This is a genomic window from Salinivirga sp. (assembly GCF_035268865.1).
Lineage (GTDB): Bacteria > Bacteroidota > Bacteroidia > Bacteroidales > Salinivirgaceae > Salinivirga.
Genome location: NZ_DATFKB010000128.1, coordinates 1 through 15016, shown reverse-complemented (window position 1 = coordinate 15016; position 15016 = coordinate 1). Strand labels below are relative to the sequence as shown.

Below are 15016 nucleotides of genomic sequence, written 5' to 3'. Positions count from 1 at the left end.
TTTAAATCACTTTTTTACTTGTCTCAAGTTCAGTTTTCAACTCTTTATAGAGGTCCATTGTTTGTTGGGCTGTTTGTTCAACAGTAAAATGGTTGATTATATATTGATAGCCGGCATTTGCCATCTTTTGGCGCAACTCACCTGAATGTTTAAACTCCAAAATAGCATCAGCAATAGCTTCCGGATCTTTTATCGGCACCGATAATCCTGTTTCATGATCGATAATAAGTTCAGAATTACCCCCGGCAGTAGTCGCAACCACGGGTTTTTTCAGGCTCATAGCCTCAATAATGGTTTTCGACAGACCTTCTCCCTTTATGGAACTGTTTACGGCAATATCGCATGCGGCCACATCGTTCAGTACATTTTTTCTGAAACCAAATGTATGAAAATTATCCTTTAAGGGGGTTTCATTAATTAGCTCCTTAACTTTTTCACTATCCATTCCGCGCCCTATGAGCAGAAAATGAATGTCGTAATGACCATTGAGGTGTTTAGCTGCTGCAATCAAATATTTAATGCCTTTCATGGGCCTGAGATTGGCCACTATTCCTACCAGAAATGCATTGTCAGGCACTCCAAGTTCATCTCTGCTTGTAGGTTGAATGCCCTGATACCAGACTTTATCGTGCCCTTTGTAAATGGTAACAGCTTTTTTCTTATTGCGCCACAATTGACTTCTAACCTGATCTCTTACCGCATTGCTTACACATGCTATGCGCGCGACTCTTGGATGCAGATTATTCATCAAAGAGCTGGGTTTGTACCAGTGCACATGGCCAGTAAAGCCTCTGTAGCTTATAATTTTTACGTTCAATTTTTTTGCTGCCTGCACTGCATTTGTTGTAGCATTGTTGTTAAAGCAGTGTATAATGTCTATTTTTTCCGTTCTGACAATATCACGAATGGTTTGAATCGCTTTTTTATCTATTTTGCCCTTAATGGTATAGGGGGTAGTTGCAATACCTTCTTCTTCAAAAAAACTTTGTTTGGGTGATTTTTCATTGAGCAGGATATGAAAATAGACGCCATTCTTATGCATTTTTAGCATGGAGGCAATCTGGGCTCTGTCTGAAATGCCACTTCCTTTAAAAGAACTAATTACAAGTGTTCTAATATTCATTTCCGGGGTTGTTTGCCGCAAAAGTAGCAAATTACGTGCAATTGTTATTTCCTTTACCATGAAATTTCATTTATTGTTTCAGGTACAGTTACAGTGTAAATACATAAGGCAATGCTTTTTTTGATTTTTTTTTCACAAACCTCCTTTTAAATGCTATTTTTGTCAGTGAAATTTTGAAGCAATATGTCGAGTACAGATACCAAGCCACAGGTTTTTTTTCATGTAGGGTTACCCAAAACAGCATCAACCTTTTTACAGCGGAATGTTTTTCCTGTATTTAAGGGTATTCAATTTGTAAAAAAACATGATTTTAAACATCACGATCGCATAATCAGTTCCACAGAGCAACCCTCAGTTTTATTATCAATAGAGCTTGATCTGGATAGTAAAGACGGTGCGAAAAAAATGAATACTATTGCTGAAAAGTATCCTGAAACCAAACCCATTGTGGTTTTCAGAAAGCATGGGTCTTGGGTGGGTTCAAAATATAAGTACTATTTACGTAAACACGGAAAGGCTTCTTTTGAGGAGTATTTTGACCCGGCATCAGATAATGGAGTATTAAAACATAAGCATTTAGTTTTTTACGATAAAATAAAAGTTCTTGAAGAAAAATATGGTTCGCGACCACTTGTGATGTTTCAGGAGGAGTTTAAAAACAATCCCTGGGAAGCCATAGAAATAATTGCGAATCATATTGGTGCCACCTATAATAAGGATGATATTAAAATATCTACTGTAAAAAAATCATACAGTGAACACAGTCTTTATTATGTTCGTAAACTTAATCGCTGGTACAATTACGACCATTCAGGTATTAAAAATAAAACGCTTCGATTCCTTTATAAGAAATTTGGAGGTGGTATTTTACACCTAACCGCATATTTTGCTGGTATAGCAGAGCCCAAAAATGGAAGCGCCAAAAAGGTTTTACCAAAGGCAGCTGTTCAAAAAATTAATGAACAGTATGCAGGAGACTGGAACCGCTGCATTGATTATGCCAGTAAGGACCGAAAGGTTTACATGTAGGTTATTCAACAGCAGGAGCATTTTGTTCAATATACTTCAGGCACTTTTGCCAATCTTCAGCAAAGTGATCTCTTATTGCATCAAGCTCATGCTCCTCAATTAGCTTTTCACCTTCAAACTTTGATTTTGGTACGAGCCAGTGGAAGTACATAATTAAGTGTGTGGCAATTTTGCGTATGCGCCTGCCGGTTTTGGTACTGTCCATTTTTTCTTCGCTTACTTTTTGCAGCATTTGTCTGGAAACTCTGCGCACCAGCAGCAACTGTTTTGTATTATACGATTTATGTTTTGGTGCCAATGAAATATCTTTAAGATCATAGGTTGTGTCGGTATATGCTGCAATTTTTTTGAAAAAAGTTTTTGGTTCATTTCGTAGCTCATCGTATAGCAAAACCAGTGGCTTCTTATTGAAATAATGTTCCAGCTGTTCTATTTTTTCATAGAAGTTCATTTCTGCAATGTCCCAGCGGCCTTTATTTTCTTTTAAATCTACAAATTCGTTAAAATATATTCCTCTTCCGTTCTTTGTAAAACGCCTGTATTGCGATGCAATCCAACTATCCTGCCTGCGCAGTACCATTATCGGGTGGGTGTCGGGGTAAGCAGTAGCAAATTTTTTTATTTCTTTTAGAAATTGCCGGTCAAATTCCCGCGATACAAAATACCGGTCGTATTGTTTACGGCTGATGATCTCAATAGATTTTTTGTAATTAGTATGATGGATATAATGAACTCCTGTGAGTTTAGAGAAAAATTTATGCTGTAAATAGGTTGATCCTGTTTTTCCAAGGCCAACATGAAAAAAAATGTCCATATTTGTCTAATTTAGTGGGCAAAAATAACAAAAAATCATCTGATGCCCGAACACATCAGTTAAATTCCGCATTTAAGACTATGAAGATTATAAAGACCACGTATTTTGTTTTTTTATTTGTTCTTTTGTTTTCCTTTAACGAACAGGTCTATAGCCAGCAACAATCGTATCAATACCTGTCTACCTGGCCTCAATTTGATTCTGCCAGGGTAAAAGATCTCGCTTTTCGTATTGAGAATGCCAACTTTTTTCGGAATGATGAATACACTTCGCCCATTGTTGACGGGTATACATTAATAGGTCTTTGGGGTAGGTTTTTAATGGAGTATTATCCTGCTGAGAATTTGCGCGTACGGTTTGGCGGACACTTTTTAAAATATCATGGACGCGAATCCATAGACGATGTGGAGTCAATACCCTATTACAGTATACAGTATAATCCATTACCCGATCTTGAGATTATTTTCGGAAACTTTGATAATAGTCAGAACCTTGGATTGCTGGAGATGCTATATGAGCCTGAGTTTTACTATACACGAAAACCCCCGGGCGGCCTTCAGGTACGTTTTCAAAGGCACCGGTTGCATCTTGAATCGTGGATAAACTGGGAGACGCATATCTTTGCAGGTGATCCATTTCAGGAGGTTTTTACAAACGGTTCCCTTATTAGCTACGATCTGATAAAAAAAGAGCGCCATAAATTATCAGTACCATTACAATTTATATATCACCACCAGGGAGGTGAAATAGACAGTACCGATGCACAAATAGAGACACTAATGAACGGAGCCAGTGGATTGAAATATAACTATAAAAAAGGAGACTGGTCTTTAGGGGTAAGTGCCTGGTACCTGGGTTATCGTGAAGCGACAAGCAATAATTTACAGGTTTATTCATCCGGACACGCAGGGCTGGCAAGAATTATCGGTGGTTATAAACGAAGTGTTTTGTCAATCGGATATTGGAATGGAAACCGTTTTATTTCACCTAAGGGACGTAAAATCTATCAGTCATACTCTTTCAGTAACCCGGGTAAACTATACCCGAGACGTCAATTACTTGAAGGCCGGATGGCTATGCAAATACCCGTTAAATATGGTGTTACATTTGCAATAGAGGGAGATGTTTACTATGATTTAAGAGAGGCCGATTTAAGTTATTGTTGGGGTATTCATTTGATGTTTTCTGAGTCATTTTTTCTGAAAAATTTTAAATAGCACACCTGTTAATAATATTTTCAAAAGCCACTATATTTTGAATTGGACTGTTCGTTTCTTTTCAATATTTTTACAAATTAATTTTGAGTAAAAGGTGCCCTTTTCAACAATATCTCTTTGTCAGAATAGTTGGTTACATATTGGCTTAATTTTTACAATCAGGGTAGCTTGTAAAATACAAATAACGATGATCATACGATATTTTCAAATTTTCGCAATTTTGGTGGTTTTAAGTATATGTGGCCAGGGTTTAAGGGCTCAGGTACCGCACGACCAACCAACCGCTGAGCAAAAATTAATGAAGGGGATTGAACTCTTTGAAAAGGAACTATACGGTTCTGCAATACAATTATTTGATGAAATTGTATTGTATCACAAAAGAGTTGGTTTTAATGATATTTCGGCCGATGCAGAATTTTATGCTGCCATAAGTGCACTACAGCTCGATAACCAGGATGCTGAGTATAGAATTGTTAACTTTATAAAACGCAATCCCGAGAGTCCCCGCATACAACGTGCGTGTTTCTTTATGGGCCAGTATAAATATGATGAACAGGCATGGGAATCTGCAGTTTACTGGTTTGGACGTGTTGAGCGTTACCGGCTCGAACGACAGGAGCGAAGCGAATACTATTTTAAACAGGGATATGCCTGGTTAATGCTTGAGGAGGAGGAGAAAGCCAACAAATTGTTTTATGAATTACTCGATTTTCCTGAAAGCGATTATTATGGCCCCGGTGTTTATTATTATTCACACATTGAATATACCCGTGGAAATTATGAAACAGCGCTAAAAGGCTTCAAGGCATTGAAAGAAGATCCAACTTTTTCGCCTATTGTGCCCTATTACATGGCACATATTTATTTTTTGCAACAGAAATATGACAAGGTCATTAGTTACGTGCCCACAATCATTAATGAAGTTACCCCGAAGCGTAAAGCCGAAATGCAACGTATGCTGGGTAATGCATGGTTTAAGCAAGCCAATTATGACAGTGCCCGGGTATATTTAGAGAAATACAAAGAGTCAACTGATAATTTTAAACGTTACGATTTGTATCAGCTGGGTTACTCGTATTATCAAACTGGAGCATACAAAAAGGCCGCAAATAATTTCAGTTTAATTACCAGTAAGCAAGATAGTTTGTCGCAAAACGCTAATTACCACATGGCAGCCAGCTATCTGAAGCAGGGCGATAAAAAAAATGCACATTTGGCGTTTGGTAGTGCTTCACGCATGTCGTTTAACGATAAAATAAAAGAAGACGCGCTTTTTAATTATGCCAAATTAACCTACGAACTCTCATTTGCGCCATTTGATGAAACCATTCGTATTTTTCATAGTTACCTCGACCAGTATGATAATAGCGATCGCAGTGATATGATTTACAATTATTTGGTTGATGTATACATGACCAGTAAAAATTATCGCAGAGCACTGGAATCTATTGATAAGATTAAACAAAAGAACCGGCAGGTGACCAATGCCTTACAAAAAGTAGCATTTTACAGGGGTATTGAGCTCTACAACAATCTCAAATATGCCGATGCTATAGCAATGTTCGATAAGTCACTGGGAGCAGGGGGCAATGATGCACAGTTAATTTCTTTAGCCCGTTACTGGAAGGCCGAGTGTCTTTTCCGTGAGAAAAAATATGACCAGGCTATTCAGCATTATAAACAGTATTTAACCACTCCCGGAGCTTATAGTACTCCGTACTACAATCTTACAAATTATAATGTGGCCTATTCTTTCTTTAAACAAGCTGAATATAACGCGGCTTCAATATGGTTCAGGAAATACATTGATAATGCAGATAGTGCCATTACGAGAATATTGTACGATGCAACCGTGCGCCTTGGAGACAGCTATTTTGTGCAGCGCAAATATAACCAGGCACTGCTGGCCTATAAAGATGCCACTAAAATCCCTGTAGAGGAAAATGATTATGCGATCTTCCAACAAGGTTTCACTGCTGGCGTTTTACATAATTATAAACAAAAAATAGATGTGCTGATTCCCCTGACTACCAGGGAATCTTCTCTCCTGGCCGATGATGCACTTTTTGAAACAGGACAGGCATATATTCAATTAAACAAACCGGCACAAGGTATTGCGCAATTCGAAAAGTTAATCCGCGACTACCCCAGAAGTAACTATATGAAAAAAAGTCACTTGCAAGCAGGGTTGATGTATTTCAATATGGGTGATAACGAAAAAGCTGCAGATCATTTTAAATATCTTATAGAGCACCATAAGGGCAGTGATGAATATGGTGAAGCTTTGGTGGCACTTAAAAATATTTACCTCGATCAGAATAAAGTTGATGAATATTTCAGCTATGCCAAAAATCGTAATATTAATATATCATCGAATGAGCAGGATTCCCTTTTATACCTATCTGCTGAAAAGGCATATTTAAATGGTGAGGCAGAACATAGCCGTCAATTGTTTAATGAGTATCTTACCCGTTTTGCAGATGGTCAATTTACACTTAAGGCACATTTTTACCTGGCGCAAAGTCTTTTTAATGATGAAAATCTAGATAAGGCCATACCTCATTACGAATATGTAATAAAACAACCGTTGAACAGCTTTACAGAGACGGCCCTGTATAATTTGGCTACCATTTACAGAGATAAATCAAATGCAAGCAAAGCCTGGGAATACTATAGCAGGCTTGAGCCCATAGCCTCAAACAAACGAATGCTTATGGAATCGAGGGTTGGTCAAATGCGCGCTGCTATAAAACTGGAGGATTATAAAAAAGTAGAAAAGGCAGCATCACAAATATTAATAACCGAGAAACTACCCGAAGAGATTGCCAGAGAGGCTCGTTTTAATAAAGCCCGTGCCCTGGAGAAACTCGGCAGAAATACTGAAGCCCTGGTGCAATACAGGTTGGTGGCGCAAAACCTTCAAACACCCCAGGGTGCAGAGTCTAAGTATGCCGTGGCAAGACTTGAATATGAAGCCGGTAAAACTGCATTAGCCGAAAACGAAATCCAGAATTTTATTAAAAATGGCACCCCCCATCAATACTGGTTGGGTAAATCATTCCTGCTTTTAGCACGTATTTATCAGGAATCAGGAAAGGCTTTCCAGGCTAAGGCTTATTTGCAAAGCATTATCGATAATTATGCCATTAAAGATGATGGGATTATAAAAGAGGCCGAGGAGCGGCTTTCCGAAATAACCACATCAGAGGATGTGAAATTCGAAACCGGTAAGGATGCAGATCTTGAGCTGGAACTCGATCCGAATTCTAAAGTGGACACGACCCAATTGAAATAATGAAATTATGTTGAGAAATATTCGCAATATGAACTCCAAAGAAATAATGAAATATATTTACCACAGTGCAAGTGTTGTTTTATTGGTGTTTTTTGCCATATCTGTCAATGCACAAAGCAAAGTAGATGTTGTAAAGCCCTATGAGCCGGCAATCAAAGATGCTTATAAAATCTCTAAAATGCCCATTATTCACGATACTGCAACCATTGATGTACAGTTCGATTACGAAATTCAGCCCAAACCATTTCAGGCGTCTTTTCAACCGGAACGTATTAAGCCTGCAAAACTTAAAGGAGAAGCGCCATCGCTCTTAGAGCGCGGTTACGTTTTGGGTGGGTTCGGCAACTATGCATCACCACTGTTTGAGGCAAGAGTTCATAGCCTGCGTTCAACCAACTACCAGTGGAACGCCTATTTTCAGCACGAATCGGTTAATGGTAAAATTAAAAACCAATACGGAAATAAGCAGTTTGCAGGATATAGCCGCAATCAGTTAGGTGCATATGGGCAAAGGATGTTCCCCTCTGCCGTGGCCTATGCAAATGTCGATTTTCTGAACCGCAAAACATATTACTATGGACGCACACTCGATGTTCCTACCGAAGATGTGCAAAATACAGAGTATGAGAAAAAAGATATGGCCGCCCAGCCTCTAAACAGATTTGCCATGCAGATGGGTGTTAATTCTACTCATATGGATTCATCTCATCTGAATTATAAATTATATGCGCGTTTCAGACATACAAATGGCCGTGGAGATGCAAAAGAGGATAAAACAGATATTGGTGCCGATCTTGATTACTATTTTAATCACCAGTTTATTGGTACAAGCGGCGAAATACACTACATCCAGAATCAGGGCATGTTTGATACACTGGAGCATATTTTCGTGGATTTTAATCCCTGGTTAGGAGCTTTTGGACGCAAATGGCGTATCCAGGCAGGGGTAAACACCACATACGATCAAAAAACAACGGATTATATGTTTTACCCGGATGTGAAACTGCATTACAATATTGTTAGTTTTATCATGGTGCCCTATTTTGAGTTTACAGGTAATTATAAACTCAATACATTTCAGGATATCATTGATGAAAACCACTTCATTGATCCTTCTTTATACGTAAAACCTACGAATCAAAAGCAGATTATTAGCGGAGGCCTGCGTGGCAACGTGAGTTCGCGGTTTGGGTTCAATGTAAATGTTACCTGGAAGGATATAAAAGACCAGTATTTTTATGTGGACGCGTCAGCTAATGATCATGTACAGTATTTTGGCGTTGTTTACGATAATATGAGGCATTTGCGCATGCTCGCCGAGGTCAGTTGGAAAAAGGCAGAGGTGTTTAATGTGCTGGTTCAGGCTTCTTATAACCAATATAACCTTGATACGCTAAAGCATGCATATTACCAGCCTGTTTATGAAATTAATGCACACCTGAGGTATAACCTTAAAGATAAAATTGTACTTACTTCAGACCTGTTTTATAAAGGTGAAAGATATGCACATGATTGGCAAAATGGCGATCAAAAAATGAAAGATATTTTTGATATTCATGTAGGTGGAGAATACCGGTACAATCATTATTTATCGGGCTTTGTACAATTTAAAAATATATTGGCACAGAAACGCTATGAGTGGCTTAATTACAGGCTTTTAGGTTTTCAGTTTATGGTAGGCGCTTCCTATCGTTTTTAGTGTTGATTATTTGTTGATAAAACACCCTTAATTAGACCCCTAAAAAAGCTTATAATCGGCTTAAAATCGGTATATTTGTATACTTTTTGCTATACAAAAAGGTGAAGCTATAAATTAATTCAAAGTATTGACTCATGACCGAGCAGGAAAGAATAAGAAAAGGACAGGCAGATTACTCTGCAGAGAGTATTCAGGTCCTCGAAGGATTAGAAGCAGTGCGAATGCGCCCTGCAATGTATATTGGCGATGTAAGTGAAAAAGGTTTACACCACCTGGTATACGAGGTAGTCGATAACTCCATTGATGAGGCCCTTGCAGGATATTGCGACTTTATTGAAGTTACCATACACAAGGACAATGCAATTACAGTGCGCGACAACGGTAGGGGTATACCAGTTACCAAACATGCCAAAGAGAACAAATCGGCGCTTGAGGTGGTAATGACTGTATTACACGCTGGTGGTAAGTTTAATAAGGACTCATATAAAGTTTCCGGTGGATTGCACGGTGTAGGTGTATCTTGTGTAAATGCATTGTCAACTAACCTGAAAGCAGAAATCCACAGAGAAGGCCAAATCTGGTCGCAAGAATACAAAATAGGCGTTCCACAACAAGAGGTTAAAGCTGTTGGAGAAACAGAAAAGTCGGGAACTATCATTACATTTAAGCCTGACGACAACATTTTTATTATTACTGAATATAAATATGAAATTTTGTCGGCCCGCCTGCGCGAACTTGCTTTTCTTAATGCAGGTATACACTTAAAACTAGTCGATGAACGTGAAACAGATGAGAATGGCGAGTTTAAATTCAGTGACTTCTACTCTGATTCAGGTCTTCCGGAATTCGTGCAATTTCTCGATAATTCAAGAGATAAATTAATCAACGATATTATCCATATCACAACAGAGAAAAATGGGGTACCTGTTGAAGTGGCCATGCAATACAACAGCTCATTTAATGAGAATATTCATAGCTATGTGAATAATATTAATACAATTGAAGGTGGTACGCACTTAACCGGTTTTCGGAGAGGATTGACCCGCACACTAAAGAATTACGCCGTAGATTCGGGGATGCTTGATAAACTGAAATTTGAAATTGCAGGTGATGATTTCCGTGAAGGATTGACTGCGGTAGTTTCAGTAAAAGTAGCAGAACCACAATTCGAAGGGCAGACAAAAACAAAACTAGGTAATTCCGATGTTAGTTTAGCGGTTGATCAGGCTGTAAGTGAAATGCTTGCCAACTATTTGGAAGAGAACCCAAAAGATGCAAAAACCATTGTTAGTAAGGTGGTAGTTGCAGCCCAGGCACGCCACGCCGCTCGCAAGGCTCGTGAAATGGTTCAGCGTAAATCTGCTATGACTGGTGCCGGTTTGCCGGGTAAGTTAGCAGACTGTTCAGCAAGAGATCCCGAGAAAGCTGAAATCTTCCTTGTTGAGGGTGATTCTGCAGGTGGTACAGCAAAGCAAGGCCGCTCTCGCCATTTTCAGGCTATTTTGCCCCTGAGAGGTAAAATTCTCAACGTTGAAAAAGCTATGCAGCATAAAGTATTTGAAAACGATGAGATTAAAAATATCTTTACTGCGCTTGGCGTAACCATTGGTACAGAGGAGGATACAAAAGAGCTGAACCTCGATAAAATCAGGTATCACAAAGTTATCATTATGTGTGATGCCGACGTTGATGGTAGTCATATCTCTACTTTGATCATGACATTCTTTTTCCGTTATATGAAAGAGCTTATCAAACGGGGTTATCTGTACATTGCTACACCACCACTTTATTTGTTACGTAAGGGTAAAAATATACAGTATGCCTGGAACGAAGAGGAGCGGGCCGAATTTGCCGAAAAATATGGCGATGGAAGCGAAGCTAACATTCATATTCAGCGTTACAAAGGTTTGGGTGAGATGAATAGTGAGCAGCTGTGGGAAACTACAATGGATCCGGAATTCAGAAAGCTGCGCCAGGTAACAATTGAAAATGCAGCCGAAGCAGATCACATTTTTGCCATGCTAATGGGTGATGATGTGCCACCCAGACGTGAGTTTATTCAGTCGCATGCTAAATATGCTAATATCGACGCTTAATAGAGTCGCATCACATATATTGAACCCGCCGGGAATTGAATTTTCGGCGGTTTTTTATGGCGCAGAAATAGTTGTGGTATTACTTACTAAGCCTGGAGGTAAGATTAAATACTCCAAAAACAATTGCAGCCAAACCAATCATCCAGGTAATGGCACTGGCGCTATCAAACGGATCGACTAACATTAGTAATCCGATTAATACCAACAAAACATTGCGGAGAAAGGCAAAACTTAGAAAAGTACCTTGTAGCCTGTAACTTTGCGATGCACCCATAATACCTATTATGAGTAATAACAGACCAACAATTACAAGGAAAAAGCTAACAATAACCTGCGGGCTGATCAGGAATACCAGTCCCAAAGCCAGGTTTACCAATGCTCCTCCTGTTTGCAATCGTTGAAGCATTATATTGCTGTTTTGCCTTGAAAAAATAAAAACCATTACAGCCGATACAATCATGGCTACACCAACAAAACGAATGATGGAAACCATGGCTCTTGAGGGTTCACTTAAAATCCAGATTCCAAGTACGATCCATAAAATGCTTAGTAATATTTGTAATGCACGATTTGGTGGATTGTTGGTTGTATAAATCATATATTTTGATTTTGGTCCAGATGTTTGGTTTATGTTTCTACCAGTTACAACCAAAAGTTACCGGTAAAAGTTCATTTCATCAATATATTCCCAAACTTTGTGGGGCAAAAAGTAACGCATATCTTTTTTGTGTGCTATTGATTTGCGTATAAAACTAGACGAAATTTCAATTACAGGTGCCTCAATCCAATGTAGATTAGGGAATTGCGGACATTGCTCTTTTGGGAACCCTCTCCGGGGATAAACGAAAATACTGTATTTCTCCTGCAATAGCTTATAGTTTTTCCATTTATGAAAATGAAACAGGTTGTCGGCCCCAATAATGAGTGCAAAGTGTTTTTTTGGATATTTTTCACTCAAATAGGTTAAGCTATCAATGGTGTAAGAGGGAACGGGCATGTGGAATTCAATATCTGAAACTTTAAATCTCTCATCATCTCCTATTGCCCTGTGTACGAGTTCCAGCCGGTCATAGTTGTCCAACATGCTGGTGTTGGTCTTAAAAGGCGATTGTGGCGATACGATGAACCACAACTCTTTCATACTGCTGTATTCAATCATGTAATTTGCCAGGGCCATGTGTCCGATATGAATTGGATTAAACGAGCCGAAAAAAAGACCTGTGATATTGGAGTACGTATTATTCATTTTAAAAATGATTTTACTGCATCAAGAATTTCCTTTTGTGCTTTATTCAAATCATCGTTTATAATGATACGATCGAATTGCGGAGCATAGCTCATTTCTTCTTCAGCTTTTGCTATACGTTTTTCAATTTCATCTGTTTCGTCTGTACCGCGCTTTTTGAGCCGGTTTTTTAGCTCATCAATCGATGGTGGTTTAATAAACAATGCCAGGGCCTCATCACCATATAGTTTTTTAATGTTAAGGCCACCAATTACATCTACATCAAATACGACGGTTTTTCCCGATTCTCTTATTCGGTTGACTTCAGATTTTAGTGTGCCATAGAACCTTCCTTTATAAACCTCTTCCCATTCCACAAAATCTTTTTGGGCGATTTTATTTTTGAAATCATCAACAGATAAAAAATAGTAGTCTATTTTATGTTTTTCGTTGCCGCGTGGTTTACGGCTGGTGGCCGATATGGAGAATTCAAGATAGGTAAGTTCTTTCATTAAAAATTTCACCAATGTACTTTTGCCACTACCAGAAGGTGCAGAAATAATCAGAAGTTTGCCTTTTTTCATGTTTAGAGTATGTTCAGCGCCTGTTCTTTAATTTTTTCAAGTTGGTCTTTCATACGTACGACCAGTTTTTGCATCTGGGCATCATTTGCCTTTGATCCCAATGTGTTGATTTCGCGGCCTATTTCCTGGGTAATAAATCCAAGCTTTTTACCAACAGCGCCTTCTTCGTCCATCGTTTTTAAAAAGTAACTACAATGGTTATCAAGCCTTACCATCTCTTCGTTTACGTCAAGTTTATCAAGGAAATGCACAAGTTCCTGTTCGAATCGATTTTCATCAACTTTTTCGGGGTCAATAAATTCATCAAGTTTGTTGCGAATTCGTGTTTTAATTTGTTTAATGCGATTCTGCTCTACTGGTGCGATTTCTGTAAGCAACTGTTGAATTGTATCAATGCGTCCTTTAAGGTCATGGTACATGGCCTCGCCCTCTTGCAACCGATACTGATTACATTGCTCCAGGGCTTCCCCAACAATTTTTTCAATTTCTTTCCATTCTTCAGGGTCCAGTTCGTCATGCACAGCAGATAAAACATCGGGTAACCGCAGGATTTCTGCAACAGCTTCATCTGGCATATTTATACCCATACTTTCGTAAACTCTCGAGAGTTGCTGATAGTAGGCTTTGTACACGGGTTCATTGATTGAGCTGTTCGTTTTTTCATCAATAAGTTCCACGTACATTGAGAAATCAATTTTTCCTCTGAAAAGCTTCTGTGCAATTTTATTTCTGATTTCCAGCTCCTTCTCGCGGTAATAACTGGGCACGCGAACACTCAAATCAAATTGTTTGCTGTTAAGCGCTTTGACTTCAATTGTAATTTTTTTACCGGGTATATCCTTCACAACACGCCCGTAACCAGTCATTGAATACATCATAACACGTAAATTTGGTCTCAAATATACTAAAATCCTTTACAATGGCTTGTATTCGTAGCTGTTTTCCTATCTTTATATCAGGTTGCCCGTGCCTGTAACCCTATTTTTTTAAGTTAGTGGGCATAATCATTTTCAGGATTAATTAAAACCATTATTTTTGCACATCCAAATGGCCCCATAGTTCAAGGGATAGAATAGCGGTTTCCTAAACCGTAGATCCAGGTTCGAGTCCTGGTGGGGCTACTACTTCACTAATAGACAGTAATCTAATTTCATTTCCTTCTTGTGCTTATTGATTTTAAATAGGTGATAAATAATTGCTAATCGTATGTAAATACAAATAAATTTTTTATTTTGGCTTTTCAAATACAGCGATTTATCCAAATGAAAATCAAAATCAATTTATTATGCTAAGAACATCTTTACTTTTAAGATCAATATTGATATTGGTCTTTAGTGTTATTGGTCTGGGTCAACTTAATGCTCAGAACCTTGAAGTTTTGAGTGAGAATGGTAATACGCAGAATGAGTTTACCCTTACCAATTCTTCAGAAAAAACAATTGAGCTCAATTTCCAATTAAATTCATATTGGATGAGCGAAGTACAAACACCCAATGGAGCTGAAAACATTATTAAAGCTATGGGTAGTTCAAGAATTCTTGAAGCAGGAGCACCAGATCTTCCTAAGTTTTCCACAACCATGATTATACCCGATTTGGCTAATATGGATGTGAAAATAGTGGATTCAAAGTATATTGAAATTGAGAATGTGGATGTGGCTCCATCTAAAGGAAATTTACTTCGCAACCAGGATCCTGACAAAGTGCCTTTTAAATATGGCGATGTTTATACAAAAGATGAGTTTTTCCCACATAATATTGCAACATTGCAAAAACCTTTCATCGCCAGAGATTTTCGAGGAGAAGCTTTATGGCTTTACCCTGTACAATATAATCCTGTTCAAAAAACATTAAGAATTTATACCAGTATTGAGCTTGAAGTTTTTTCAACTGATGGTGAAGCACAAAATGCTTTTTACCGCAAACAGGCAAATA

General features: G+C 38.4%; 12 protein-coding genes and 1 tRNA gene. 7 read left to right on the top strand and 6 right to left on the bottom strand.

Annotated features, from left to right (window positions below; all coding sequences use genetic code 11):
* Position 1: 1 nt before the first annotated feature.
* Positions 2-1183, bottom strand: coding sequence for a glycosyltransferase family 4 protein (locus VJ937_RS07885; protein ID WP_324066355.1), 1182 nt, complete (start codon positions 1181-1183; stop codon positions 2-4).
* 123 nt (positions 1184-1306) lie between these two features.
* On the opposite strand from VJ937_RS07885, the gene VJ937_RS07880 reads away from it, so the two are divergent.
* Entirely contained in the window at positions 1307-2152 is an 846-nt protein-coding gene (locus tag VJ937_RS07880) for a hypothetical protein (protein WP_324066354.1), read from the top strand.
* Position 2153: 1 nt separating this feature from the next.
* Here VJ937_RS07880 and VJ937_RS07875 read toward each other — a convergent pair whose 3' ends face one another.
* Positions 2154-2966: a hypothetical protein gene (locus VJ937_RS07875; protein ID WP_324066353.1), complete on the bottom strand. Its 813-nt coding sequence runs from the start codon at positions 2964-2966 to the stop codon at positions 2154-2156.
* A gap of 80 nt (positions 2967-3046) precedes the next feature.
* Between VJ937_RS07875 and VJ937_RS07870 the strand changes: the two genes are divergently transcribed.
* From VJ937_RS07870 to gyrB, 4 genes are all read left to right on the top strand, one after another.
* Complete coding sequence (locus VJ937_RS07870) at positions 3047-4183, top strand: hypothetical protein (protein ID WP_324066352.1); 1137 nt, start codon at positions 3047-3049, stop codon at positions 4181-4183.
* A gap of 298 nt (positions 4184-4481) precedes the next feature.
* Entirely contained in the window at positions 4482-7478 is a 2997-nt protein-coding gene (locus VJ937_RS07865; RefSeq protein ID WP_324066351.1) for a tetratricopeptide repeat protein, read from the top strand.
* A 7-nt stretch (positions 7479-7485) separates the two neighbouring features.
* Positions 7486-9177: a hypothetical protein gene (locus tag VJ937_RS07860; protein WP_324066350.1), complete on the top strand. Its 1692-nt coding sequence runs from the start codon at positions 7486-7488 to the stop codon at positions 9175-9177.
* Positions 9178-9311: 134 nt separating this feature from the next.
* Entirely contained in the window at positions 9312-11273 is a 1962-nt protein-coding gene (gene gyrB, locus VJ937_RS07855) for a DNA topoisomerase (ATP-hydrolyzing) subunit B (RefSeq protein WP_324066349.1), read from the top strand.
* Between the two features lie 79 nt (positions 11274-11352).
* On the opposite strand, the gene VJ937_RS07850 is transcribed toward gyrB, so the two are convergent.
* From VJ937_RS07850 to VJ937_RS07835, 4 genes are read right to left on the bottom strand one after another with little or no spacing between them, the layout of a single operon-like run.
* Positions 11353-11871: a DUF308 domain-containing protein gene (locus VJ937_RS07850; protein WP_324066348.1), complete on the bottom strand. Its 519-nt coding sequence runs from the start codon at positions 11869-11871 to the stop codon at positions 11353-11355.
* A gap of 57 nt (positions 11872-11928) precedes the next feature.
* Positions 11929-12519, bottom strand: coding sequence for a nicotinate (nicotinamide) nucleotide adenylyltransferase (gene nadD / locus VJ937_RS07845; protein WP_324066347.1), 591 nt, complete (start codon positions 12517-12519; stop codon positions 11929-11931).
* The gene (gene gmk / locus VJ937_RS07840) at positions 12516-13082 is read right to left on the bottom strand and encodes a guanylate kinase (protein ID WP_324066346.1); all 567 of its coding nucleotides are present in this window, start codon (positions 13080-13082) and stop codon (positions 12516-12518) included. Before gmk ends, nadD begins: the two co-directional genes overlap by 4 nt.
* A gap of 2 nt (positions 13083-13084) precedes the next feature.
* A complete protein-coding gene (locus VJ937_RS07835) occupies positions 13085-13960 on the bottom strand; it encodes a YicC/YloC family endoribonuclease (RefSeq protein WP_324066345.1) in 876 nt (291 codons plus the stop codon).
* 171 nt (positions 13961-14131) lie between these two features.
* Here VJ937_RS07835 and VJ937_RS07830 point away from each other — a divergent pair.
* Positions 14132-14203: transfer RNA gene (locus VJ937_RS07830), tRNA-Arg, on the top strand.
* A gap of 164 nt (positions 14204-14367) precedes the next feature.
* A partial coding sequence (locus VJ937_RS07825; RefSeq protein ID WP_324066344.1) for a C25 family peptidase propeptide domain-containing protein occupies positions 14368-15016 on the top strand: 649 nt, incomplete at its 3' end.